The following is a 26,931-nucleotide window of genomic DNA, read 5'->3' on the forward strand; positions in this document are numbered from 1 at the left end:
TTGAGAGTATTGTTGACAATATCCCCTCTGACAACAGCACTGGCACAGCCCTTTTACTCATCGTATTGACCTTTGAACAAAACCCGCCAGCTAATTGAAAGCAAAAGCGTCTACAGTGTTTGGCCAGAGTTACATAGAAAATATATTTCAATAGCTTAGCAGGAAATAGCAACATCAATGATGTCATTTTGACTCTTCCCTTAAAAAGTCGCTTTGACTCAATGATTTCTATCCAACCCAGTGTCGAGATACACTCACTTTATCCAACCCAATACCCAGCACGCAGCCGAGACTCGCCATGCCAAGCACCACAGCCTTACTGGATCTGGCTCTGACGTTAAGCCGCCAGCAGCCACTGGAAGACGGATTTAACTCCCTTGTCAGCCATATCCGCGCGCTGATTCAGTGCGATGCCATTGTGCTGCTGTTACGCCAAGGGGACGAGCTCAAACCTGTCGCCATGCAAGGACTGAGTCAAGATACCTTGGGAAGGCGCTTTGTCATCGCTGAGCAGCCTAGATTTGACGCCATCTGCCAAGCAGGTAAACCTGTGCGTTTTGCTCAAGATAGCCCACTGCCAGACCCATACGATGGCCTGTTAATCGCAACCGAAGACGATCTTCCTGTGCACTCTTGCATGGGACTGCCGTTGCTGACCGATGACGGGCTGATCGGCCTATTAACTCTAGATAGCCTGACACCTGGCCAATTTGAACATTTGAGTCAGCGCACGCTGGAGCTGATCAGCACCATGATCAGTGCATTCGTACATAACACCCTGTTACTGCAACACTGGCAGCAGCGCGCCCACCATGCTCATGCCGTGGTCGGCGAACTCACCCAAGAGGCGCTGACCAAGGACGGCGGCGAATTAATTGGCGACAGCCCAGCGATGCAGCAACTGCAACAAGAAATCACCCTGGTTGCCAATACCGATATGACCACCTTGATTATCGGCGAGACCGGCACTGGCAAAGAGCTGGTTGCGCGCACGCTGCACCAACAGTCGTCCCGTGCCGATGGTCCTTTGGTGCATGTCAACTGCGCCGCGTTGCCAGAAAACCTAATAGAAAGTGAATTGTTTGGTCATCGTAAAGGAGCCTTTACCGGCGCCCATCAATCACGCGCGGGCAAGTTCGCCATGGCCAGTGGTGGTACGTTATTTTTAGATGAAGTCGGCGAGCTGCCATTAAGTGTGCAAAGTACCTTATTGCGTGCGCTGCAAAATCATGAAATTCAACCGCTGGGCGAAGATGCCACCATACAGGTTGATGTACGCATTATTGCCGCCACCAACCGGGATTTGCAGCACGAAGTACAGCAAGGAAATTTTCGCGCCGACTTATATCATCGACTGAGCGTCTACCCGATTGCGGTACCGCCGTTACGTCAAAGGGAAAACGATATCACCTTATTAAGCGGTTATTTTATTGAGCGTATGCGCCGAAAGTTAGGATTACAGCAACTCAAGCTGGCCGCAACAGCACAGCAACAACTCAATCATTACCACTGGCCAGGCAATGTCAGAGAATTGGAACATTGCATCAGCCGCGCCGCCCTACGCGCTCGCGGCCGTGCGCACGGCGCCATGACCATTATTCAGCCAAAGGACTTGGACGCCTTGCTACCTGAGCAAAGCCAGCCAACAATATCCACACCGCCAGCCAACACAACCGAGGTCACCGTTGCAGACCTGGGGTTAAAAAAATCTACCGAAGACTTTCAGCGACAAATGATTTTACAAGCCTTACAGCAGCACCAGGGCAATTGGGCTGCAACAGCACGCAGCCTGCAAGTCGATCGAGCCAACTTATGCAGACTGGCGAGCCGTTTAGGTATCAGCGTTAAAAAAAGCGTAATCAACACTGCGAACCTCTGAAAAATTCAGAGGTTCACTTAGACCGCTTAGTTCTTTGCAAAGTAAGCAGCGGCCCTGGCGGCATGCAGCTTTTTATAACTAGCCAATAAACGCTGATGTTTATCGATGCCTTCGAGCTTATTGTTAGTGGGCGTTAAGCCATGGAAACGCACGTCGCCATCAATACTGCCGAACACCGCTTGCATGCGCGACTCACCGTACATGCGAATAAAGTTGTGCTGGTAGTGCTCGCGCTCTAGCTCGTCATCCAGCTCTACCATGAGCGCCGCCTGCATCGCTTGATAAAACAATTTGCGCTCGACGGTATTGTCGTTGTACTGCAAATAGGCTTCGACGCATTCCTGCGCCAAATCGAGCTGACCCAGCGCCAGATAAATCAGCAATTTCAGCTCTAATACCGTCAAGTCTCCCCATACCGTGTTGTCATCAAATTCAACGCCGATCAGGGTGATAATATCGGTGTAATCATCCAGCTCGCTGTCTTCTAAGCGCTCCACCAAGGCTTGAAGCTGATCATTATCAAGCTGATGTAAGTTTAAAATATCGTCGCGAAAGTACAGTGCCTTGTTGGTGTTATCCCAAATCAAATCATCCACCGGATATACTTCAGAATAATCAGGCACCAAGATTCGACACGCCGGCACACCTAACTCATGGTAAGTGGCCATATACACTTCCTTGCCCATGTCCGCCAAAATAGCGAACAACGCGCTAGCCTCTTGCTCATTAGTGGCCGTACCGCCATTGGTGAAATCCCAATCAACAAAGTCGACATCAGCCTGACTGCTGAAAAATCGCCACGACACCACACCGGTAGAATCGATAAAATGCTCGACAAAATTATTGGGCTCGGTCACCGCCAGACTTTCAAAGGTCGGCGCCGGAATATCGTTTAAGCCTTCAAAGCTGCGACCTTGCAATAATTCCGTCAAACTGCGCTCTAGTGCGACTTCAAAATTGGGATGAGCACCAAAGGAAGCAAATACGCCACCGGTGCGCGGATTCATCAAGGTCACACACATCACCGGGAACTGACCGCCCAGCGATGCATCTTTTACCAATACCGGAAAGCCCTGCTGCTCCAGCCCTTGAATGCCTTCAACGATATGAGGATAACGCTCAAGCACAGACTCAGGCACATCCGGCAACGCCAGTTCCTGCTCCAGAATCTGGCGCTTAACGGCGCGTTCGAAAATCTCTGACAAGCACTGCACCTGAGCTTCTGCCAAAGTATTACCGGCACTCATACCGTTGCTTAAAAACAGGTTTTCAATCAGGTTGGACGGAATATAGACCGTTTCGCCATCGGACTGGCGCTGATAAGGCAGCGCACAAATGCCACGCTCAACATTACCTGAGTTAGTATCGATTAAATGAGACGCTTGCAACTCACCGTCTGGGTTATAAATTGCTAGGCAGTGTTCATCTAATAACCCCGAAGGCAGAGAGTCGTCTTCTGGAAGCTTAAACCATCGCTCATTGGGGTAATGCACAAACTCAGCATTGGCGATTTCTTCACCAAAATACTGATCGTTATAAAAGAAGTTACAGCTAAGGCGCTCCATAAATTCGCCCAAAGCCGACGCCAACGCACTTTCTTTGCTGGCACCTTTACCATTGGTAAAGCACATTTGCGAATCGGCATCACGAATATGCAACGACCACACATTCGGCACAATATTGCGCCAGGAGCCGATCTCGATTTTCATGCCAAGGCCCGCCAGCAAGGAGGTCATTTGGGCAATGGTCTGCTCTAGCGGTTTATCTTTACCGGCAATAAAGGTTTGCTGCTGCGCATCTGGCGCCCCCATCAACAAAGCCTGCGCATCTTCATCTAAGTTCTCGACCACTTCGATGACAAACTCAGGGCCGGTTTGCACTACTTTTTTAACCGTGCAACGCTCAATTGAGCGCAAGATGCCCTGACGGTCTTTATCGGAGATATCATCGGGCAGTTCGACCTGGATTTTAAAAATCTGGTTGTAGCGGTCTTCCGGATCAACAATATTGTTTTGCGATAACCGAATATTTTCGGTGGGAATATCACGGGCGACGCAATATACCTTCACAAAGTAAGCAGCACACAAGGCTGACGATGCCAGAAAGTAGTCAAACGGACTGGGCGCCGTGCCGTCTCCCTTGTATCGAATCGGCTGGTCGGTGACAACGGTAAAGTCGTCAAACTTGGCTTCCAGTCGAAGATTGTCGAGAAAGTTGACCTTGATTTGCATGCTAACACCCGGATTTGCAGAACACTTTGCTGACACAGCCAGCCCATTGGAGCGCTATTATCCAGTTTTTACCGGCCACGTCTCGCTTCAAGAAGAGACAGGCAATGACTATTGTGTGAGCAAGCGCTCAGAAAACAACCAGCACCTAAGGTTTAAATGGCCAGATCACATTCACCCGCCGGCCTAGCAGGAGTCAGACATGGACGCCTTTCGCTCGATCTCTCCATCAATACTAAATCGATCGCTCCTCGCCTTCTCAATCTCACTGGCATTGGCCGCTTGCGGCAGTCAAGGCAGCAATGGTGACGAAGGTGGCAACAGCGATAGCGTTACCAACCCAGTCAATGATGATACAGGCAGTGACTCGGACAGCTCTGTTTCAGACAATCCTGGCTCTGATGATTCCAGCTCTGACGATTCCAGCTCTGACGACTCCAGTTCTGACGACTCCAGCTCTGACGATTCCAGTTCTGATGACTCCAGCTGTGATGTCGAAACACCCGCCATTAGTGCCAACACTTGCAATGCCAGCAGCGGCTCTCGCTGTTTTTATGCCGCACCCCAGGGCACTGGTGATGGAAGCGCAAACAACCCAGGCTCACTGACCGCACTGCTGCCGCAATTGCACGCCGGTGATACGCTGTATTTGACCGAGGGCGTCTATCAGCAGTACCCATCCAGCGATGCCGATGCCTTTATTCTCAGCTTGAATAAATATTTCCGTTTTGCTTCTGAGCCCAGTGTAGAAAAACCCATCCGCATTCAAGGCTATCCGGGGCATAACGCCATTATTCGCGGTGATGATGAGCGCCGTTGTATCTTGGTTGATGGTCAATCACATTTGGAATTTCGAGATTTAACCGTCGAAAACTGCTTTAACGAGGGTATGCGTATCGGCTGGGATGTACCAGAAGAAAACATCACCCTAGATGGAATGACCTTTCGCCAGATTCACTATCATGACAACTCTGGCTTTGTTTATATTCAAAGTTACAAAAATGTGATTATCGAGAACTCCACTTTTCACGACTATTTGCCTAAAAGCAACGGCCAAACAGGTTATTACCTGAAAATGTTCCAAGCCATTGATACAACCGTACGCCACAATCATTTTTATGGTGAAGGCGGCGGTATGTATTATAAACATGGCGAATCGCAAACCGGGCGTGGTGGCTACACTCGTATTTATAACAACCACTTTGACCAGCTCAGTAAACAAGGGGTTTACACCAATCAAAACCGCAGCGAAATATACGACAATTTGTTCACCAATAACGGTGGCATTGCGGTGCATCAAGAAGACGGTACTCGCCCACCCTTTACCCAGGACGTGCATATTCACCACAATACCCTGGTCAATAGCGCCATTGTATTAAACCAGGGTTCCAACGACGGCAGTTATTTTGATGCCTTCGGCCTGGGGGCAAAATATGCCAAAGTACACAACAACTTGATTAAAAACAGCGCTTACCATATATGGGTATACGGCAGTAACCAGCAATATGATGAAGGCATTCACCTAACGTCATATGACAATTGCTTCGACAACTCTAATGCAGATTTTCTGATCGATTATTTCAGCTCCGATACCTTTGGCAATAAAGGTGCAAAAATGTCACTGAGCCAATGGCAAGCAGCCGGTTATGACAACCAGTCATTAGAGCAAACTCTGATCTTGGATAACGAATATCGTTTACCCGCTGGCAGCCCCTGTGAAGCAACGGGCAGGCGCCAGTAACTTGGCTTATTCAGTGGCACTACAGCAGCTGCCGGGCAAGGCATATTGCCCGGCAACACCTTAATCACTGGCTTTGTTCAAGCAGCAAATCATCAAACAATAAGGCTTCTGTAGCGCCGCCCTGCCAGTTACCCGCCACATAAATTTTCACATAACGCGTTTGTGGACGAAATGCATCGTGACGATTAGTCCATGCTGTACCACTTAACTGACCTTCGACTGCTGTCCACTGCTGAGCGACATCAGCGCCATGCAAATAAATATGCGTACTGCTTTGGCGGTGATTTTTCACCACACTGACACCAGGCACAATGGCAGCCATAACCTCTGCGGGCAACGCATGATTTAGGCTAATTGTTCCGCCATCAACATGACCATAGGCACCGGCACTGGGGTCCGTACTGTAGGTTTGATCGAGATCGTACATTACATAATGATCAGGGCGCTTGCTGGTATCACCATCAAGGTAAATACCAATCGCCCGCTGATGAGCGGGAGCATCACTGGCAGCCCAATCATCAATGTTGCCAGCCACGATAATCTCCCCAGCACTCACTGAAGAGACCCGATGATCACGACCATAGCGATTGACCATATAAGATTCGATTAACTGCAGATTTTCGTCGTAACTCTCGATGCCAAAATAAACAAACGACAGGTCATCATCTAGCGACTTAAACCGACCCGATAACTGATAGTTTTTAGTGATGTCTACCGGTAGAAAATCCGATGTTACTTTTTTACGGCCTTCAATTTGGTACACCGTATTACTGCCATCAATCACGTGCTCGACACCGGGTAAACGGTCGGAATCCGATTCAGCGTTCAGTCGATAGCTGCCTGCATCAACTGTCCAACGAAATGAAAACTGTGCATCCTGAGTTTGCGCGGGTATACCGCCACTGGTGCTGTTGCCATAAGTGAAAATAATGGAGTTGTAATCAGGGTGCGCCGGTACAAAAATCGAGCTCCTACCCTCTTCAAACTCCCCCTTAACATGACGTACGACATCATCCTCAGCCCCATTGACGGAAAGATTGGCGCCAAGATAAGCCACTCGCCAGGCGTCATTAGCCGCTGATGATTTATCCGAGCTGCCATCCATAGCCACAGAAATGCTACCTGGTCCTGTGTTTCTTATCTTGTGCTCCCAGCGTCCATAACACGACAACTGACCGTTATGACGGCCATCAAGGGGGCGATCATATTTGCGCTGGCACGTCGCGCTAACGGTGCCGGTATAACGACCATCAAAGTCACTGATCAGTGAAGCTTCCACCCGAGCAGCTGCACCGGCGTCTGCTGCATGGGTGTAGAGCCCGCTGCTAAAGTCTTGCCCCGCCGTGTCGCCACTGAGCGTTACCTGATCGCGTAAGCCGTCGGGGTTATCGCCATTGGCAGAAACTTTTGCTGAGTTTGCGATATAGGTAATGGAATAAGGTGCTGCCATCGCTTGGCTACTGGCCAGCACTGCCGCCGTTAATAACACTGTTTTCATGGGTCAGTTCCTTTGCATAAGTCCATGGGAATTTGGCCGCCTGAGTGTAGCCAGCAAGCATCGGCAGGCATAGCCCGATATATGGCTTATCTTTGGACTCTAATAAGCATCTCGGTAGCTATCAGACAAGCGCGTCAGCCAAGTGCGTCAGAAATGTGCGCAGACAAGGACATGGCTACCCATGGAAGCGATTCATTCCTTTTCCCTAGACCAATATGACACGACCTCGATCGTTAACCGAAATAAGCAAACAACACAGGTCATTGCCTTGTCAGACAATCCCCACGGGTCATCGCCAGTCACAGTGCGCCTGTAGCGCAAGGTCTTTAGGGCAACCAAAACAAGGCCCGGGCTTACGCTAGACACGGTAGTCAGGCCTATGTCTATAAAACCCGTCTCAGAACCCTGACATTGTGACCCAGTTCTCTGGTTTAATAGCCGGGTAACGAACAGGGCGCAGCGGATGCCAGGCCAATTGCCCGGGCAAGCCCCTGTGCTTTCATGCATTAGTGCAAGGAACACCGTATGTCTTTCACTGATTTCTCCCAAGCGGGCGACTACAACGAAACCCGCTCCCACGAGCTGCGTAAGCGCCGGTTGGTCATGGTTGACGGCAATCTGGTCGCCAATGACAGCACTCATAGCGTCGGCCAATCAGCCCGTGTCTTTCAACAGGGATACTGGGGCTTTGCCTCATCCAGCCAACCCACGGCTGGTGCAGAGCTCAGCAATATCGCGTTGGCCAATGCCAAAGCCATGCAGGTCTTTGGTGGACAGCATCGCTTGTTACCTACAGCGGCATACCAAGGCGAACATCGCTTTCATTGCCAGCCACGCTGGAGTAGCGAGCAAGTTATCGAATGGCAGCAAGCCGTTAACGAGCTGATTAAACGCCGCTACTCAGAAGTCGCCTCCGTCACCATCGCCTCGATGGACGAACGTCACGACAAGTTTGTGCAAAACAGCCAGGGCGCCCGTGCTTTTAATGAAATTGTCCGTGGCCAGTGTTATGTATCACTGACCGTCAAAGACAAAGACGATAAGCCGGTGGAGCTAATGGAAGCCTTTAGCGGTAAAGGCAGCTTTGCCGACATGGATCTGTCTTTGGCCACCGTTGAGCAGCGCCTGGACGCGCTTTATGAGCACTTGATGGCCAAACGTGAAGCTGTGCACGCCAAAGGCGGCTTACAGACCATCGTATTGGCAGCAGATCTGGCCGGTATGCTGGCCCACGAAGCCATGGGCCATCCGTGTGAAGCAGACCTGGTGCTGGGCGGCTCAGTCACCGGCGACTTACGTGGTGAGCGCATAGCCAGCGATCTGATTACCATGGTCGACTTTGCTCACAGCTATAACGGCCAGGAGCTGCTGGTACCGGTATATGCAGACGATGAAGGCACCCCGGCCGAAGACGTCACCCTAATTAACCAGGGCATACTGCAAGACTTTATGCACAACCGAGAAACCGCCGCTCAGTTTAACAACCGTGCTACGGGCAACGCTCGCGCTTATGCACCGGACGACGAGCCGCTGATTCGTATGCGCAATACCGCTATTCTGCCCGGCAACAGTAAGCTTGAAGATATGCTGGCCGACGTCGAAGACGGCTATTACCTGATGAAAACAGGCAATGGCCAAGCCGATACCACTACCGAGTTCATGTTTGGTGTCACCCTCGGCTATGAAATTAAAAATGGCCAACTGGGCCGAGCCATTAAAGACACCACCATGTCTGGCTCTGCCATCAAGATGCTACAAACCGTGGATGCGGTATCCGACGATATGCATTGGGAGTGCAATGGCTACTGCGGCAAAAAACAGCCCATGGTGGTATCACTGGGTGGACCTGCCATTCGCGCCAAAGCACAACTGGGAGGTGAATAATGCACACTCTGGCTAAAGAAACACTCGCTAAGTTGCTGCAAGCTGGCTTTGATGACGCCCGTGTGACCATCAATGAGAGCCAGGCCCATGAGCTGAATATGGCGCATAACCATGCCAGCTTAATGCGTAGCACTAGCAATCAAACCATGGCGCTATTGGGCATCAAAGATCAGCGCAAGGTGACGGCCAGCGTCTCCAGCCTGAACGATGACGCCATTGCCCAGGTCGTTGAGGATATGGTGCGCGACGTAAAAACTGCGCCGCAAGACAGCGCCAATGCCGTCTCCGAGCATCAAAGTGGCCAGTTCCAAAAAGGTCCACAGCAAGTAGACCGCGAGGCACTGGCGAGCACGGCACAGCAATTATTGGCCGAACGTGAACAACACTACCCCACCTTCCAAATTGAAGAAGCGGCGGTCAAACACACCCTCGACCACACCCTTTTGCTTACCTCCAAAGGTACTGAGCTGCAATCCAGTATTGGCAGTTATGACGTATCCCTGATGGGTTCCAGCAAAGACCAACATGGCACCAGCTCGTTTAACTACAGCGGTGGTGCCATCGATGCCTTGCCTGAGCAGCTGCTGCAGCATTTTGAGCTCGACAATTTAATGGCCAACAGCGTGCAAGAAACACAAAGCCGCTTGCTGGGCGAGAAATTTGTCGGCGATGTTGTATTAATGCCGATGGCGGTAATGGACTTAATCGGCTGGTTGCTGCAGCAGGTGGGGGACTATGCCTTGATTAGCGGCACCTCTGTTTATCAGAACGCCGTTGGCAGCTCGATTGCCAGCCCACTGCTCACCGTGCGGCAACAATTACAAGGCGCTGGCGTCGAGCCGTTTAATGGCGAAGGTTTCGTAGCAGAGCCACTGACCTTAGTCGATAAGGGTCAGTTAAATTGCCTGCTGCCAAGCTTCTACGGCAGCCGTAAACTGGATTTGCCACATACGCCAACCAGCTCAGGCTGGGCCATTGAAGGTGGCGATAGCAGCCGCACAGACATGGTTACCAATACCAGCAAAGGCGCCTTAGTTGGCCGCTTGTCGATGGGTAGCCCGGCGGCAAATGGTGATTTTTCTGGTGTGATCAAAAACAGCTTTTTGCTGGAAAACGGCGAACGTACCACAGCATTGTCGGAAACTATGATCACAGGCAACGTTGCGCAAATGTTGCAAGACATAGTCGCCATCAGCCGCGAGGTCACCGATTATGGTTCCTATCAGCTGCCTTGGCTAAAAATTAAAGGGCTTAAGTTCTCTTAAGCGCAGTCAATAAAAAACCGGGCAGTGCCCGGTTTTTTATTGCCGCTCACAATTTTAGGCTGCGCTGACTAATCAAAAGCCCACCGTCATCCGCGACGGCGTGTTGTGCTGTGTTGTTTTGATGTGTTGTTGAGCCACTTCTCAGCAAGGCAATTCCCCATACTCACAACACACCCTCAGGTTATAAAAAGACCTTGCATCACAACACTATCATCAATCCGCCACCCTTCGTATTAAAACCGCTTCTCATTCTGCTTAACTGATGTTCACCCGATGCAGTGGAGGTGTTTCGCCCGGGCTCATCCAAACCAGACATGGATGTTGTACTAAGGGCTGTTAGGGCCTGTGAACACTATTTAGCGCGTTGCTGCTGGACGTCAGCTTCTTCTTGGGTGAGGCATGAGGAGCGTGGTTTAACTCGTTAAACATCACTCTTCGCGCCTTAATTGAGGGATTTTCAGTTCATAGCAGCATGATCGAAACAGTGGTAACAGGCCCTAGTGAGAGTAAGCCCCAGCCATCAGTAAGCACTGATGCCAATGACGTCCATGCTTTTTTGCCTGATAGGAGGCAGAGAATGAAGTCATTTAACAGCGTATTACTAGCATTACTGCTGTGCGGAGCAGCGGCTACCACAGCCGAACCGATAACCGAAGTCCACATCAAACTGCAACACCAAGATGCTCATGGCATTAATCCCACAGAAACGATGGCTATTACGCCTGCTAGCATTGTCAATGTCGTGGAGAAACAGGCGAAGTACTTCCAAGACGATACCGTCACTTCTAGCGACCAACTGATGATTATTGGTAAAGATGTCGATGGTAACCAGGTATACCGACAGGTAGCGGACAACCCTCTGCTGCTGCATGCTGAGTCGTTTGATCCAGAAAGTGGAAAAATAGAAACAGCGAAAACAATACACAAAAAATCAGCAACCCTACGTATTAATATCCCATCGAAAAGTGCGATTCACACACTCGAAATCAATACCATCAGTAAAAAATCCGATGGTTACCATTTTCAGCCATGGCACAATATTGAGCTAAAAACCAGTCAACTGGATGCCACGAACACCACTGCACCCCAGTCAGCGCTTGCGGCCAATGGTGTTTTCAGCGTGTTCAAAACCGGCGATTCTGCCAACCGAGCTGATCTGGTGGTACTGTCTGAGGGCTATACCAGCAGTGATCTCAAGAAGTTTGAGAGCGATGTACAAGGCATCGTCGATGGCTATTTTGAAGAAGACATTTATAAAGAATATAAAAACCACTTTAACGTCTGGCGAGTAGAAGTCGCTAGCAATCAAAGTGGAGCAGGCAATGGTTCTCCCATCGATACAAAATTTGGAGCCTACTTTAATTGCTACAACATTGAACGCTTACTCTGCGTCAATGAAGATAAAGTACTTAGCTATCTAAGATCGGTTATGCCTGCCAATGCCATGGATAAAGTCTTGGTGGTGGTCAACACAGAAAAATATGGCGGTGCAGGCGGTCAGGTCGCCACCATGTCGTTAGCGTCGCAAACTATAGATTTAGCACTGCATGAGCTAGCACATAGCTTTGCCAAATTGGCGGACGAATACACTTATGGTAATTGCAATGTGTATGAACCCGACCATGCCAATGCGACAGCAGATTCATCCGGTGCCAAATGGCGCCATTGGTCGGACGTCGATGCCAATATTGGCGTCTATGAGGGCGCCATGTACTGTGCACAAGGCATGTATCGTCCCAGCAGTAATTCCATGATGAAGGAGCTGGGGCAGCCGTTTTTTGCCGTCAACGAAAGTGAAATTATTCGCCGCCTGTATGGTTATGTCGATGTTATTGATGCCGTTATGCCTAGCCAAACAACCATCAATTTGAATCCTAAAGAATCGCAAGCATTTAATGTCACCCTGGTGAATACACTATCGTCTAGCGTGAACAATCAATGGTACGTGAACGATCAAAAAGTCAGTGATAGTAGTCGATTTACCTTTGACGGCAGTCAATATCAGCAAGGGGTTTACCGCGTTAAGGCCATGGCTGCTGATAAAACCACACGGGTAAAAAAAGATCCAAATCAATTACTGCAAGCCCAGCACAGCTGGACGGTCAAACTCGGTGACTCCGGCTCAGACTGCGACAAGGCTCCATCTACGCCTACCGGGCTGCGCAGCACCGACGTGGGTGATACCTTCTTTGCGATTGCCTGGAACAGCGCCAATAGCGCCAATAGCTATCGCGTTGAACTTTGGAACGAATCAGCCTCGCGCTGGGATACCTTAACAACCACCCCAGACACCAGCGCTAGCGCAACGGATCTGACGGCCGGCAGTTCACAATGGGTACGAGTCGCCGCACAAAACAGCTGTGGGGATTCAGAGCCATCAGATTACATCACCATAGAGTTGAGTGGTGACGGTGATTGTACGCAAGCTCCTGGGGTACCGGGCACACCAACGGCCACAACGCCATCGAACGGTAGCTTTACTCTCAGCTGGAGCGCCGCCAAAGACGCCAGCTCGTATACCGTGCAAAAATGGAGCGGTTGGCAATGGCAAGATCATCAGCAAAGTCGATCAACGTCTATCAACCTCAGCGCCGCACGCTCAACACATTATTACCGCGTTTATGCCAGCAACTCATGTGGCAATGGCGAAGCGAGTAATTGGCTGAGAGTCGATGTTCCATAACATTACCAGCCTGTAACAACACCGTTAAACCTGTATGCCACAGGTTTAACGGCACTAAAGCGACAACTCACTCTGCTTGCTTTAACTGGCTATTTCTTCGCTGGCATTATCACTAATCAAATCATCCATCACTTGATGTAGCCTAGTTTCATCACTGACGGTCTGCGGAGCAATAATGATATGGGCGACCTCGTTTTCCACGGCAAGATGATGCTTACGCCAGATATCCTCAGACGGTTTAGGCACAACAACGATATTAGAATTAAGATTGCGCCAAGCCGGAACATTATGTCTATTCAACACTTGGACCGTCTTCTCGGCCAAGGCTAAACAGTCTTGTATGCGCTGCTTCTTCTCTTGTTCGTTGCTACTGCGAATAAAATGCCATAAAAATAGTGGCGTCAAACCATTGCGTGAACCGGTCAGAGTTTTATCGGCGGTAGCAATATATTCAATGACGTGACTAACTCGATCAACATGCTGCTTCAATGCCAGTACAATACCGCAAGGAATAGGAGAACCCAGCATCTTATGCCCGGAGACAGAAATAGAATCAATGCCATCGGCAAAAGAATACTTAGGAGGATTATTGACATAAGGAATAATCAAACCATGAAACGCCGCATCGGCGTGCAGGTAATAGTCATCACGCCCAAAGCCAGCCCGATGCAAACGCTGCTGAATCTGTTCCAAGTCGTCTATCGCACCTAACATAGTGGTGCCAAGATTGGCAAAAATAATGGGGGATTTGTTAGGATTAGCGTTCAGAGCATCTTCTAAAGCATCATAATCTAGCTCGCCGTTCCCTTGCGATGCTATCTCACAATACTCAATATTCAGGAAACGTACGATCTTCATCACTGAATAATGAGTATCTCTGGAAAAATACACCACACCATCGGGAAAACGTTCACGGGCCAGATAACAGCCGTACATATTGCCTTCGGTACCACCATTGGTAACATACCCCCAACAGCGATCCATAGTAGTGTGAAATAGCTGGCAAAAGTACTCAATCACATCTCGTTCAAACGCGCAGCTATTTAACGGGTAATTCGACACCTCGGCCCAATCACCAACGTTATTAATAGAAAACTGCAAAAATGGCCATAACTCCTGATAATCAAAATCTGATGATACCGGATAACCCAGCATCTGATGCTGATTCTCTTGGCAAACATTGTACAACTCTTTCAATCTTTGAGAGTCTTCAAAAGATAATGGCATATTAACTCCTTTAAAAACCGATAGCTCGGATTAATTATCTGCATCACTGGGAGTCAACCCAACACCGGCCTGAGACAATCCATTATTTGAACAATCAAAATATAATCACCCAATGCCACACCATTAAGGCTAAGATATCGTTGAATAGCCCGGTGCTCGCTGTAGACAAAATTCGACTTGCTGTCCAAATTCTGCCACAGCAAAAATCGGTATTATTGCATCGACGAGTTCACGCCCAAGCCGCAGTGTCACCTCCCAAAATTTTCGCGGCGAGCCTAGCAGATCACACCGACAACAAACATCAGCCGAACTTCTGATGTTGGCTTCATGAGTCCATTGCTTTAACCACAAGCTTTCCTAGACTCAAGCTGACAACAGGGACTGCAACGAAATAAGAATCTCTGTTTTTCGATAAGCACACCTGAACCGGAGACGCCAATCATGAAAATTTTCACCATCGGCATACTAGTGGCGCTAATCAGTTTTGGCAGTAATACCCAAGCAGACAACTATGTAATCGGTGTAGAGGCGTTGGAGTACTACCCACTGTACCAAGGCAAAGGATCCAGCTACGAAGGTTATGCACGAGAGTTGTTAGACTCCTTCGCTGCCTCTGCAGGCCATACCTTTACCTACAAGGCTTTACCCATTAAACGCCTATTTAGTGAGTTCCTCACTGGTAATCTGGATTTTAAGTACCCTGACAACCCCAAGTGGGCTTCTAATATGAAGCAAGGGCAAAACATCACTTACAGTGATAGTACAGTCGAGTTTATTGACGGCATTATGGCCCTCAAAAGCAATAACAATTTGAATATCGATAATTTTAAGAATATAGGCACCTTACGCGGCTTTACTCCCTGGACCTATATGGATGACATCAGCAAAGGTACTATGAAGCTTTCAGAGTCGACAGATATGAAAGCGTTAGTATCCATGGTGGAATCAGGGCGTATTCAAGGCGCTTACTTTAATGTCATTGTGTCTAGATACTATCTAAATAATACGCTTAAGAATCCAGATTTATTAGAGTTTAAGAATGACCTACCACACTCAAGAGATCATTTTTTATTGTCTAGCATTAAACATCCAGAAGTGATTAAGCAATTTAACGACTGGTTAACAAACAACGAGTTCACTGTAAAAGCATTGAAAGATAAGTACCAGGTTACTTTACCTTAACGCCTTAACGCCTTAACGCCTTAACGCCTTAACGCCTTAACGCCTTAACGCCTTAACGCCTTAACGCCTTAACGCATTGGTGGTAAGAGATAGGAGTAGATACTTATCTGTTCCTAGCCTCCAGCTTACCCGTCGCCGAAAGCCTGCTGAGCACTACGCCCAAGTCGAACGAACATCAACTCAATATCGATGGCCAGTCCTATTCCACTGAGTACTTCGAGAGCAAGCTTTTTTCACCACCAAAAAACAATCATATCATTGCCCTGTAATATAAGCCGCATCATACCCTTCAATATGGCTCCAAACGTTTGATCATTTTCCATCACCACTCTGTCTGACGGGATAGCGATAGTACTAGCAGCAAAGATGCACGGATACTTTATTGGCCAATCTATTCATATCAAGTATGTCATTTAATTTCTGATCTGAATGAATAGACCACAATAAGTACTTACTCCTAAGTTGTTACACTAGGCTGTCACGTTTGGGTGGATATTCATATGGTCTCAACTGCCTGCATAACAGTCCTCGGCAAGACAGAATGCTCCAACTTTGATAGTGTAATCAACCTGCGCTAATGAACCTTTGGAACCCTTTTGAAATCCTTAACTCGATCTTTTACTTTCACTTTAGCTACAATTTTTGCATCACTGCCTAGCCACGCCAATGAAGTGTACATTCAGGCCGGACAAGGTAGCTTCAATCATGCGGCGTTTGACCTGCTCGCAGGGCAAGAAAGCTATCAACGCCATTATTCAGGCACGCCAAGCAATACATATGCACAAGCAGTCCAACATGGCACATGGGCGTTCAGCGCAATAGAAAACTCAACCATTGAAGGTCACTTGGTACCTGCTATTGTCGAAGCCATGCGTGACTACCAAATCACAGACCTCAAGACCGCAGTCCGCATGCCCATCGAAATGTGTGTATTTGCTAAAGAAAAAGACCAGAAAATAACGCAGGCCGCCTCTCACCCAGCAGCACTTAAACAGATCAGAAATTGGCTGAAAGCCAATAACATTACACCAATTCCTGAGCCAAAAGGCACCAATGAAGCCGCACGATTATTGGCAACTGATCAGCTAAAACCCGGCGCAGTGGCGGTTGGAAGCTGCGCTCTTAAGAAGGTTTACCCTCAACTAGAGCTCGTTGATAAAGGCATACAGAACAATGCCGACAATCGAACATTATTTGCTTTAATGCATATGGCTAAACGCAAACAACGAATCAGCACTGAACAGGCCAGAGCAGAACTTACAGACCTTGTAGATAAAGCAAATGCGCTGATTCAAACCAGACGACAGTCGGCCACTGAGCTCTTTTCTCTGATAAATGATCGCTTAAGCCATATGAAAGCCGTCGCACTATTCAAAGCTCAACAACATCGTGCTGTAGAAGATCTTGAAAGAGAAAAGCTGGTACTTAAGAAATCACTGGATTCAGCCAAACAGCAATGCCTGGATGCAACCAGTGTCTCCGAGTTTTTTCAGGCACAAATGGATGCTGCCAAGGCGATTCAATATCGATATAGAGCTCAGTGGCTATCTGAAGGCACTCCAAAGCAGAGCACTGACTTAACTTCGTTGCGTCAATCATTAAACAGCCTCGGGACAAAGATACTAGAAAGCTTATCCTTACACCTCAGCAATCACGGCCAATTGGGGCATGAGTTCTTTCAGAAATTTCACTCACAACTAGATATTAAGCACCTATCAGAAAATGATAAACAGCGTTTATTTTCATCGCTGATTAATGTGAAAAAAGACAGTGAATGCAAGTAAAAGACCAGCCTTTACATCATAAAACAGCCACCAGAGATACTATAAAAAGACCTAATCGCAACCCGAGTTAAAATACTCGGGTTGCAAGTCTCGTAGTCATTGTAAAAACCAGTCAGTGAAGTAATCCAGTTTACAGCTATAAGCTGGAACCGCAGCGACTAAGAACGAGCACTAATAAAAGAAGTACCTCCTCGACTAAGAAGGCACTAGCGCGCCATTAAGCACCACATCTAACGACAACCCTAGTTCAGCCACCAGCCTGCTGTTCGGGAGCTGCATCAGCAAATGCTGACAAAGCTATGCAATGCTCATATACCACCCGGATTTTGGGGAACTCATCCATGGGAACCTCAAAGCGATAGGCATTATACACCTGAGGAACCAAACAGACGTCGGCATAGGTCAGCATATCACCCATGCAGTAAGGCCCATCGTCCAGCTGCTTTTCCAGAGCTGAAAAACCAACACTGATCCAATGATGGTACCACTGGGTTTTCTTCTCTTCGGATAGCCCCAACTCATTCACCAGATATTTCAGCACCCTCAAGTTATTTAAAGGATGAATATCCGCCGCGATCTGATTCATCAGACTGCGTGTTTTGGCGCGCATGATCGCATCGCCAGGCAACAGGGCTGGCTCAGGATACTCTTCCTCCAACCATTCCATAATCGCAAGGGATTGAGTCAAGCAATCATCGTCATTAATCTGCAGCGCGGGAACCAGCCCTTGAGGCTGTCGACTGAGGTGAGCCTGCTGACTTTGCTCACCCAGTCGCAGATCAACTGGTATTTGTCCGTAGGTCACGCCTTTCAGATTCAGCGCTATCCGCACCCGGTAGGCTGCAGATGAGCGCCAATAGTCATACAGAATCATCATGGCTTATGGCCTTGGTACTCAACGACGGTTTGATCGATGGCACCAAAAATAGACTGACCATCACTGTCTAGCATTTCAATACGAACCTGGTCACCAAAGTGCATAAAGCTGGTTTTCGCAGATCCTGTGTTGATGGTTTCAATCATCCGTACTTCGGCAATACAGGAATAACCAACACCACCATCACTAATGGCCGACCCATGTTCAGTGTCTTGCTTATTAGAGACAGTGCCCGAACCTATAATGGCACCAGCAGACAGCGGGCGGGTGCTCGCTGCATGAGAAATTAAACGAGCAAAACTAAAGGTCATATCTTGACCGGCATTAGCACGACCAAACGCTTGACGGTTATAGTCTACATTGAGTGGCAAATGCACTTTGCTGTTTTCCCACGCAGGCCCTAACTCATCAGGCGTGACGGCAACCGGAGAAAAGCTGCTGGAAGGTTTAGACTGAAAAAAGCCAAAGCCTTTAGCCAGCTCTGCAGGAATCAAACCTCGCAGAGAAACGTCATTCACCAGCATCAATAACTGAATATGGCTTGCTGCTTGCGCTTCAGACACGCCCATCGGCACATCATCGGTCACAACAGCAATTTCTGCTTCAAAATCGATACCCCACTCTTCTGAGCCCAAAGGAATATCATCACAAGGGCCTATAAAACTGTCTGATCCACCTTGATACATAAGCGGATCAGTCCAGAAGCTGTCGGGCATTTCGCTGTTACGCGCTTTGCGTACCAGCTCTACGTGATTGACGTATGCACTGCCATCGGCCCACTGATAAGCACGTGGTAGCGGCGAGGCACAATCCTGCGGACGAAATTCAAATACGCCCGCTAAGTCAGATGATTGATGGTTCAGCTGTTGATAAACGCTTTGCAGCTCAGGCTCGACTTCCGCCCAGCGATCCAAAGCATCCTGCATAGTGCCAGCAATATGCGGCACTTCAACAGCAGAATTGAGATCACGAGAGACAACGATCAATCGACCGTCACGCCCTTGTTTAAGACTGGCAAGTTTCATTACAAACCCCTTAGATGACACCGCGGGCTTGCTGATCCCGCTCAATAGACTCAAACAGCGCCTGGAAATTACCTTCACCAAAGCCATGATGTTCTTTGCGCTGAATTAGCTCAATAAAAATTGGGCCAAACAGGTTTTTAGTAAAGATCTGCAGCAAATAACCTTTTTCATCGCCATCCACCAACACTTGGTGTTTTTGAATGCGCGCTGGGTCTTCGGTTACATTGGGCACTCGGTCGAACACCTCGTCATAATAATCATCATTGATATCTAGCGTCTGGATACTGGTTCCTTCCATAGCATCCAGCGACGACAGCAAATCTCTAGAAGCAAAGGCCAGATGCTGAACACCAGGGCCATGGTATTCGTCCAGATATTCATCGATCTGGTTATTTTTGTCGTCTTTGCCTTCATTAATCGGAATACAGAAACTGCCATCGGGCGATTTCAGTGCATTAGAGATCAATGCGGTTTTTTTGCCACGAATATCAAAGTAACGAACATCAGTAAAACCAAAAATGTCTTTATAAAAACTGGCCCATTTATCCATGGTGCCTTTGTACACATTATTGGTCAGGTGATCGACATTCATAAAGCCTTTTTCAGGCACCTTGACCGGCTTCTCAAGGTCTTCAAAATCCACCTCATAGATGGAACCTTTATCGCCAAACAGATCGATAAAATAGATCAGACTGTCACCAATACCATAGATAGCCGGATAAGGAAGATCTTTATCGATATCGTTAGCCGGTTTTGCACCACGCTCTACTGCCTGCTCATAAGCAAAGTCAGCATCATCAACGCGCCAGCCCATAGAACAAATCGCAGGCCCGTGACGTTCAGCAAAGCCTTTAGAAAAGCCTTTGCGTTCGTTGTTCATCAGAAAGTGAATATCGTTCTGATTAAAATACAGAATATCCTTGCCTTTGAAGGTTTTTAGCTTTGACAAACCAAAGTCCAAAAACACCTTTTCCATAAAGTCACTGTCTGGTGTGGCAAATTCGGTAAATTCGATACCGCGAAGCCCTAAAGGGTTGCTCTGTGTATCGTCTGCTTGGTGCTCTGTAGTGAACTGAGTATTCATGGTGCTACCTCGCTTGCTATCTTTGTTATTTTTTAGCTTCAGTTGTCTATTCAGATTCGAGCCATGACTGGTGATAATCACCGGCCATGGTATTTTTGACGTTTTCTGTGAGCTGTAATGGTGCAAAGGTATCCACCATTACGGCATATTCTTGAGTTTCCTTGGCGCCGATGGACGCTTCTGTTTTACCAGGCTGAGGCCCGTGAGGAACGCCGCCTTGGTGCAAAGTGATGTATCCAGCATCGATACCGGTGCGGCTCATAAAGTCGCCATCGACGTAATACAGCACCTCGTCGCTATCAACATTGGAGTGATAATAAGGCGCGGGGATGGCCTCAGGATGGAAGTCGTACAGACGAGGAACAAAATTACAGAGTACGAATCCCCGACCGCCAAATACCTGATGAATGCTAGGCGGCAGATGGATTTTGCCAACGATGGGCTGGAAATCCTTGATATTAAATGCCCAAGGGTAGAGATAACCGTCCCAGCCCACCAGATCAAATGGATGCCACTGCAACTGATGCGCTTGGTATTGATCGCGATATTTGCTAATCACTTGGAAGTTGCCTTGCTGCACGATCGGGTCGGTCAGCTGTGGCGCTCGAACATCCCGTTCACAGTAGGGCGCCGTTTCCAGCAACTGGCCATATTCATTGCGATAATGTTTGGGAATCTCCACCATGGAGTTCGCCTCGACAATAAACAAACGGACATTATCGTAATTATTAAAGTGAAGCTGATAGATGGTGCCACGCGGAATCACCAGATAGTCCCACTGGCGTACTTCCAGGCGACCGTATTCCGACAGCAATTCACCTTCGCCCTCATGTACAAAAATAATCTCATCAGCGTAGGCGTTGCGATAAAACTGATCGGTGGGCTCTGTCACACGCGCCGTGTGAATTGAAAGATCTTGATTGAAAAACAGACGATTACGAGCGTTATAGAAATTGCCCTGACGATCCGTTTTTCGGCTATCCAGTTTATAATTTTGTACCAAACTGTCTTGCCACAGCGCACCGTGCTCAATATGCAGCCGCTCAACCGCCGGGCTTTTGGTGGGCATATTGTGGTGATACTTGGTGCTGTACAGGCTGGCAAAGCCATGAGTCGACACCAACTCTTCGCGGTACAGTTCGTCTTGCTGTCCAGCCTGAACACCTGGGTGCTGGGCATCCTTATAAAAGGTTACGTGGTGCTTAGCAGGCAACTCGCCTTGTTTGACATAAAACGGCATGCGTACAGCCTCGTCCGAAATCTGATCGATGTCTCCATTGTGTGTCGTTGACGAACTAAAAAAAGAATAATATTTGCATCATCTTGATCTATTAGTTAGATATAGATTGATTCTCATGGAAATTGACAGGTACGCCAATGAAAGTGGATATGGAAGCCCTCAGGGTCTTAGACACCATCATTCAACAAGGCAGTTTCGCCAAAGCCGCCAACAAACTGCATAAGGCCCAGTCAGCGGTGAGCTACCAAATTCGTAAACTGGAGCAGCAACTGAATATTGAGATTTTTGATCGCAGTCACTACCGCGCCACCCTCACACCCAAGGGCCAGGCTCTTTGGGCGGAAGCTCAACGCATGCTGCAGCTGGCCGAGCGCATTGAAAACCTTGCCGAGCGCTATACCGAAGGCTGGGAACCCCGACTCGAGCTGGTGATCGACGGCGCACTACCCATGGTGCCTATTATGGGCGCGCTTAAGTCCCTGGCTGATCGGGATATTCCGACACGCATTCAAGTCAAAGTGGAGGCATTGGGCGGCGTGCAGATGCGCTTTGAAAAGGACAACGCCGACATCATGCTGGCCAAGGACTATTCCCCACATCCCTCCCTCACCGCTGTCCCGCTAACGCCCGTTAGCTTGGTATTGGTAGCAGCCAGCCATCACCCTCTAGCCGGGAAGAAAAACATAGCGCTGGATCAGCTGCACGACCATGTTGAACTGACCATCAACGATACCAGCGAGCACGCATCTTCACGGTCGGATTCCATGCAGTTTGGTGGCGATCGGGTGTTTTATATGCACAGCTTTTCGGCCAAGAAAACGGCAATTGAGATGGGCCTCGGATTTGGCTGGATGCCGGTGTTCCAGGTATCAAAGGAACTGGCCGAAGGCAGCCTGATCGAGCTTAATTACCGGGCTGGATCACGGGTTTCATTTACGCCCATGCTGGTTTATCGCAATGAGCCACGACTGGGAAAAGCCGGCGGAATTATTGCTGAACTGGTCGGCAAAGCATTTCAGCAATTTGAAGGCTGATGCATAGCTGCAACAGCCACTATACAAAGGCATGCTGACAGCATTGAAAATACCCAGTCGAGTGCCAGCGCAGACATTGTGTCTGCTTCTAGGCAGAGGCGCTGGCTAGTTGGCGACGATGATTCTGCCATAGACATTTCACCGTGAATTACTCCATAGTAAAAACACGAGTGACCAGCTCAACTGGTTCACAGACGGATCAATAAGCACATCAAAAATAATGAACAGGAAGATTTAAATGACGAATCTTACCGACATTCCCGAAGCACTATTAACCAGCGGCTGGCAGCTAGCCGAAGACAAAAAATCCATTCACAAAGTCTTTAAATTTGCCGATTTCCGCGATGCCATGAGCTTTATGCTGCGTGTGTCTTTTGAGGCAGAAGCCGCCAACCATCATCCAGAATGGCTCAACGTGTATAACCGAGTAGAAACCACGCTGACCACCCACGATACCGGCGGCCTTACTGAAAATGATATTAATCTGGCTGTTGCCATGGATAACATATCTCAACAATAGAACCCTAAAGGAAGCACGATGAGTTTTGCTGAAAAAGTTGTTTTGGTAACCGGTGCAACCGGAGGTTTAGGCCCTGCGGTCGTACATCACTTTCATCATCAGGGCGCACAGGTGGTGGCATTAGGCCGATCAAAAGAGTCGTTAACCACCCGCTTTTCTGACCACAACATAAGCCAAAAAACCTGTGACCTAGTGAATGCAGAAGACGTTAAACAATGCATTCAAAATATCATCGCGGAAAAAGGTCGAATTGATATTCTGGTCTGCGTCGCCGGTGGTTTTGCCATGGGCAATAGCGTATACGACACCCCCATGGAGCAATGGGAGCAGATGAATGACCTGAACGTGAAGACCGTCCTTAACGTGGTCCGACAGGTCGTGCCGATCATGCTGGAGCAGAAAACTGGCAAAGTGATCACAGTGGGTGCCACTGCGGCCCACCAAGGCATAGCGCAGATGGGCAGCTATTGCGCCAGTAAATCCGCCCTGATGCGTTTTACAGAGGCTCTGGCCATGGAAGTGCGCAGCAAAGGGGTCAACGTGAATGCGCTCTTGCCGACCATCATCGACACGCCCGATAACCGCAGCGCCATGCCAGATGCAGACCATAACAGCTGGGTAGCACCGGACGATTTGGCCAATGTGATTGGCTTTCTGGCGTCTGATGCGGCCAAGGCGCTACATGGCGCTCTGATACCAGTGACGGGCCTGAGCTAGGTCAAGCGCCCGCAGTATGCAACCAGCGCCTCTACAGGCACTGTAAATGCAACGCGATTTCGCACAATAAATGCCAAGGCTTGCTTGGCATTTATTGGCTGTAGAAGCTAACTGGAGCAGCCTATAACGATTAGGCTTTGGGAGGAAACTCTGGTTCGAACATACCCAACTGCTCGGCCTTCTTCATCTCAGAAAACAGGTCCATATGCGCAATTTTGAACAGGTCTTCGATACTTTCCAACACATAATAAATGGGCTGCATAATATCAATGCGATAAGGCGTTCTTAACACATCCAACACATTGAACGGACGCAGATCCGGTGTATTACTGCAGGCGTACTGAGTTTCGCCGATGGATGACAAAATGCCTCCGCCATAAACGCGAATGCCCTCAGGGGTCTTTAGCAGCCCAAACTCGACGGTAAACCAATACAGTCGTTCCAGGAATGTTCTTTGTGCGTCATTAGCTCCCAATCCAAGCTGGCCGTAGGCTTCGGTAAAGGCAGCAAAGCTAGGATTGGTCAGCATGGTGCAATGACCAAACACTTCATGAAAAATATCCGGCTCTTCGAGATAATTTAACTCGTCCCGGGTGCGAATAAAGGTAGCGCACGGAAAACGCTTATTGGCGAGTAAATTACAAAAGGTGGTAAAAGGAATCAGCGCGGGGACCGCCGCTGCGCTCCAACCCGTGGCATGAGCAAGTGGCTCAGACACTTCAGCCAGCTGAGGAATACGATCTTGCGGTAATTCAAGAAGCTCCATGCCATGGACAAATTCCTGGCAGGCAACGCCCTGAACGGCAGTTTGCTGGCGTTCAATTAGGTCTTTCCAGACCGCATCCTCGTCGGCGGAATAGCGGATCAGGCCGTTTTCATCAGGCTCTTTGGCCGTGTATTTGGAGCCGGGGACGGCTTCTATAACGATATTGTGTGCAGTACTGCCCATAGTTAACACCCTCAACGCTCAGGATGGGTAAACCCTATGCGTCCATGACTATATTATGCGCCTGTTACCCAATAGAAGTTACAGGCATTTTTTGTAAAGTCGGCGACGTTCGCTTGTGGCGATCATCAACAATTGTGAGGTCGGAAGGGTCATTCCGTCCGGGTCATCATTTTGTGGCGACTTAGATCACATGGTTATGATTTAAACGCTTATGATAGGTATTGTCTACCTTGCGGCACCTTTGGACTTACCAAAGCGGCTATCAGAAAAAAGAGCGAGAGGTGATGGCAGTTTGGTCAGTTAAGACAGGCGTTTTTCACTGAAAAAACTGATGGCTTGTTTGTGTATCCATTACAAGAATAACAAGCCATTTGGTTATGAAGGATTGTTTTCTAATGCTGATAATTTCAGTAAAGAAGCTTTCGGTGTGACGCACCAAAAAATTAAATTCGACACAGGCGTATAAAACTAAAACGCCTCTCCCGAGATGCCTACCACTGAGACCTTCTATTGGTCGAAGGCCAAGCATCTTGGCACCCTGGAATATTGCTGCCATATTGACAAATCGAGAACAGCTCACACAGACTTAGTTAGCATATCTTCCAACACGGGAAGTAATGCTAAATCAGCCATAAATATATAAAATAAACACGATACTAGCAGCAATAAAATCGATGGCTAATTTTGTGGCGATCGGCGTTAACCGGCCACCACAAATCCAATCAAACTAAGGCTGGACTTCCTTCTCTAATCGAATTGTGCCAAAGCTCATTCTATCAACAGCAGGATCTTGGTTTAGATAGTTTTCAGAAGCAATATCACCCCAGCAAATAACATCGCCATCAAATGCTTCATCACCAATCGCACAATTAAAGTATTCAGAAGATGCCACTGCCACTGCTTTTCCGGGTAATGAAATCGTTACAGCCTCATTTATCCAGCCTGACGATGAGTTCCCATGCAGCAATTGGCCAGTTTCATTGCCACCAAAACATTTTACCTGACCGCTTAATGTCAATGCACAGCCTCCATTATACCCAGCAGTCAGTGACTCAACATTATTAACAGCATCAACTTTTTTTGGCGTCTTGATACGTTCAACTTCGTTATCGCTGGATTCACCATAATAGCCCCAACAATAAACCTCTTTATCTTGACTCACACCACAAAAATAACCAAAGCCTGCAACAATATCTGAAAATCGAACATTATCTGGCATAACCACGGGCTCAGGGGTGACAACATTATTACTATTGCTACCGATTCCTAAGCTTCCATCTGGGTTGTATCCAAAGCAGTATGGGATTCCGCTTTCAGGCAATAGACAAGTACTTCCCGACGCCATGGCCACTGAGCTACTTTTGTCTAAATTACCCCATACAAACTCACTCGGGAATATGACATAGGTTGAATCACTGGCAACATTAAGGCTGTTGTTGGCATTTTTTCCCCAACAATACATATTTGCACCCAGTTGTTGTGCACAAACGGCATCCTGACTTATTGCTAATCTGTCGATTTGTGCCAATTCGAACATTTGATATGGCTGCAGTGGGATATCGCGTTCACCGGCTTCATTACCCCACCCATTTCGCCCGATCCCCATGCACCAAACCAGGTTCGCCTCATCAAGGGCGCAGGTACGTCCGTAGTCGCCGACGGCTTGCTTTACCGGTGGCAAGTCAGGAACTTTAGTGGGGCTGAGTGAACGCTTTTCTACGTTTTGTGCGATGCCTGTTTCACCAACCGCATCCTCGCCCCAACAATAGAGTGCATCGTCTGTTGTTATGCCGCACATATGGGCACCGCCGCCTATTAGCTCTCTATAAATAGAGCTATTCTCGGTTGGCGTGTTGTCAGCAGGCGGAATAGGATCAGGTTCAACAGTGACTGGATCGGGATCAACAGCTACCGGATCAGATGACGAGCCTGAGCCACCGCAGCCCGATATAATGGACGCAGCAGCCGAAAGTGCTAGCAGTGTAAATCTCATTTGGCAGGATTCCTCCAAAACATTGGCAAATATCAACTCCATTTGTACCGAGATCTTACACTAACGCATCCATTTGGGTGACTAGATTTATAGAACCCTCTGTTCAACCATAGAGACCTGA

The 26,931-nt window shown here is 48.4% G+C and carries 19 protein-coding genes; 10 read left to right on the forward strand and 9 right to left on the reverse strand.

Going from position 1 to position 26,931, the window contains the following annotated elements; translation table 11 throughout:
- Nucleotides 1–298: 298 nt before the first annotated feature.
- Entirely contained in the window at nucleotides 299–1,879 is a 1,581-nt protein-coding gene (gene norR, locus AC55FS_RS15730; RefSeq protein WP_496933209.1) for a nitric oxide reductase transcriptional regulator NorR, read from the forward strand.
- Between the two features lie 26 nt (nucleotides 1,880–1,905).
- Here the strand turns inward: norR and AC55FS_RS15735 are convergent, their stop codons facing one another.
- Nucleotides 1,906–4,110 (reverse strand): OsmC domain/YcaO domain-containing protein, encoded by a 2,205-nt coding sequence (locus AC55FS_RS15735; protein ID WP_496933210.1) that lies wholly within the window; start codon nucleotides 4,108–4,110, stop codon nucleotides 1,906–1,908.
- 199 nt (nucleotides 4,111–4,309) lie between these two features.
- On the opposite strand from AC55FS_RS15735, the gene AC55FS_RS15740 reads away from it, so the two are divergent.
- Complete coding sequence (locus AC55FS_RS15740) at nucleotides 4,310–5,848, forward strand: right-handed parallel beta-helix repeat-containing protein (RefSeq protein ID WP_496933211.1); 1,539 nt, start codon at nucleotides 4,310–4,312, stop codon at nucleotides 5,846–5,848.
- A 64-nt stretch (nucleotides 5,849–5,912) separates the two neighbouring features.
- On the opposite strand, the gene AC55FS_RS15745 is transcribed toward AC55FS_RS15740, so the two are convergent.
- Nucleotides 5,913–7,346 (reverse strand): hypothetical protein, encoded by a 1,434-nt coding sequence (locus AC55FS_RS15745; protein WP_496933212.1) that lies wholly within the window; start codon nucleotides 7,344–7,346, stop codon nucleotides 5,913–5,915.
- 525 nt (nucleotides 7,347–7,871) lie between these two features.
- On the opposite strand from AC55FS_RS15745, the gene AC55FS_RS15750 reads away from it, so the two are divergent.
- The 3 genes from AC55FS_RS15750 to AC55FS_RS15760 all read left to right on the forward strand — a co-directional run bounded on the left by AC55FS_RS15750 (nucleotide 7,872) and on the right by AC55FS_RS15760 (nucleotide 13,178).
- Nucleotides 7,872–9,230, forward strand: a complete 1,359-nt coding sequence (locus tag AC55FS_RS15750; RefSeq protein WP_496933213.1) for a TldD/PmbA family protein — start codon at nucleotides 7,872–7,874, stop codon at nucleotides 9,228–9,230.
- Nucleotides 9,230–10,495 (forward strand): metallopeptidase TldD-related protein, encoded by a 1,266-nt coding sequence (locus tag AC55FS_RS15755; RefSeq protein ID WP_496933214.1) that lies wholly within the window; start codon nucleotides 9,230–9,232, stop codon nucleotides 10,493–10,495. Before AC55FS_RS15750 ends, AC55FS_RS15755 begins: the two co-directional genes overlap by 1 nt.
- 577 nt (nucleotides 10,496–11,072) lie before the next feature.
- Complete coding sequence (locus AC55FS_RS15760; RefSeq protein ID WP_496933215.1) at nucleotides 11,073–13,178, forward strand: M64 family metallopeptidase; 2,106 nt, start codon at nucleotides 11,073–11,075, stop codon at nucleotides 13,176–13,178.
- Nucleotides 13,179–13,259: 81 nt separating this feature from the next.
- Here AC55FS_RS15760 and AC55FS_RS15765 read toward each other — a convergent pair whose 3' ends face one another.
- Nucleotides 13,260–14,405, reverse strand: a complete 1,146-nt coding sequence (locus AC55FS_RS15765; RefSeq protein WP_496933216.1) for a histidine decarboxylase — start codon at nucleotides 14,403–14,405, stop codon at nucleotides 13,260–13,262.
- 441 nt (nucleotides 14,406–14,846) lie between these two features.
- On the opposite strand from AC55FS_RS15765, the gene AC55FS_RS15770 reads away from it, so the two are divergent.
- Complete coding sequence (locus AC55FS_RS15770) at nucleotides 14,847–15,587, forward strand: substrate-binding periplasmic protein (RefSeq protein ID WP_496933217.1); 741 nt, start codon at nucleotides 14,847–14,849, stop codon at nucleotides 15,585–15,587.
- 596 nt (nucleotides 15,588–16,183) lie between these two features.
- Nucleotides 16,184–17,371, forward strand: a complete 1,188-nt coding sequence (aroQ, locus tag AC55FS_RS15775) for a gamma subclass chorismate mutase AroQ (RefSeq protein WP_496933218.1) — start codon at nucleotides 16,184–16,186, stop codon at nucleotides 17,369–17,371.
- A gap of 247 nt (nucleotides 17,372–17,618) precedes the next feature.
- Here aroQ and maiA read toward each other — a convergent pair whose 3' ends face one another.
- Genes maiA through AC55FS_RS15795 form a run of 4 tightly spaced genes read right to left on the reverse strand, consistent with a single transcriptional unit; the run spans nucleotide 17,619 to nucleotide 21,597 of the window.
- On the reverse strand, nucleotides 17,619–18,248 hold the full coding sequence (gene maiA / locus AC55FS_RS15780; RefSeq protein ID WP_496933219.1) for a maleylacetoacetate isomerase: 630 nt from the start codon (nucleotides 18,246–18,248) through the stop codon (nucleotides 17,619–17,621).
- Complete coding sequence (locus AC55FS_RS15785; protein ID WP_496933220.1) at nucleotides 18,245–19,273, reverse strand: fumarylacetoacetate hydrolase family protein; 1,029 nt, start codon at nucleotides 19,271–19,273, stop codon at nucleotides 18,245–18,247. Before AC55FS_RS15785 ends, maiA begins: the two co-directional genes overlap by 4 nt.
- A gap of 10 nt (nucleotides 19,274–19,283) precedes the next feature.
- Nucleotides 19,284–20,357, reverse strand: a complete 1,074-nt coding sequence (gene hppD, locus AC55FS_RS15790) for a 4-hydroxyphenylpyruvate dioxygenase (RefSeq protein WP_496933221.1) — start codon at nucleotides 20,355–20,357, stop codon at nucleotides 19,284–19,286.
- A gap of 46 nt (nucleotides 20,358–20,403) precedes the next feature.
- Entirely contained in the window at nucleotides 20,404–21,597 is a 1,194-nt protein-coding gene (locus AC55FS_RS15795) for a homogentisate 1,2-dioxygenase (protein ID WP_496933222.1), read from the reverse strand.
- A gap of 137 nt (nucleotides 21,598–21,734) precedes the next feature.
- Here AC55FS_RS15795 and AC55FS_RS15800 point away from each other — a divergent pair, with 137 nt between their 5' ends.
- From AC55FS_RS15800 to AC55FS_RS15810, 3 genes are all read left to right on the forward strand, one after another.
- Nucleotides 21,735–22,631 carry a LysR family transcriptional regulator gene (locus AC55FS_RS15800; RefSeq protein WP_496933223.1) on the forward strand — a complete coding sequence of 299 codons (897 nt, stop codon included), beginning with the start codon at nucleotides 21,735–21,737 and terminating at the stop codon, nucleotides 22,629–22,631.
- A gap of 238 nt (nucleotides 22,632–22,869) precedes the next feature.
- Complete coding sequence (locus AC55FS_RS15805; protein ID WP_496933224.1) at nucleotides 22,870–23,151, forward strand: 4a-hydroxytetrahydrobiopterin dehydratase; 282 nt, start codon at nucleotides 22,870–22,872, stop codon at nucleotides 23,149–23,151.
- A gap of 18 nt (nucleotides 23,152–23,169) precedes the next feature.
- Nucleotides 23,170–23,868 (forward strand): SDR family NAD(P)-dependent oxidoreductase, encoded by a 699-nt coding sequence (locus AC55FS_RS15810; protein WP_496933225.1) that lies wholly within the window; start codon nucleotides 23,170–23,172, stop codon nucleotides 23,866–23,868.
- 130 nt (nucleotides 23,869–23,998) lie between these two features.
- On the opposite strand, the gene phhA is transcribed toward AC55FS_RS15810, so the two are convergent.
- Nucleotides 23,999–24,817: a phenylalanine 4-monooxygenase gene (gene phhA, locus AC55FS_RS15815; RefSeq protein WP_496933226.1), complete on the reverse strand. Its 819-nt coding sequence runs from the start codon at nucleotides 24,815–24,817 to the stop codon at nucleotides 23,999–24,001.
- Between the two features lie 727 nt (nucleotides 24,818–25,544).
- Nucleotides 25,545–26,810 (reverse strand): RCC1 domain-containing protein, encoded by a 1,266-nt coding sequence (locus AC55FS_RS15820; protein ID WP_496933227.1) that lies wholly within the window; start codon nucleotides 26,808–26,810, stop codon nucleotides 25,545–25,547.
- Between the last annotated feature and the right edge of the window lie 121 nt (nucleotides 26,811–26,931).

Source organism: Bacterioplanes sp. CLAM21 (assembly GCF_059641015.1).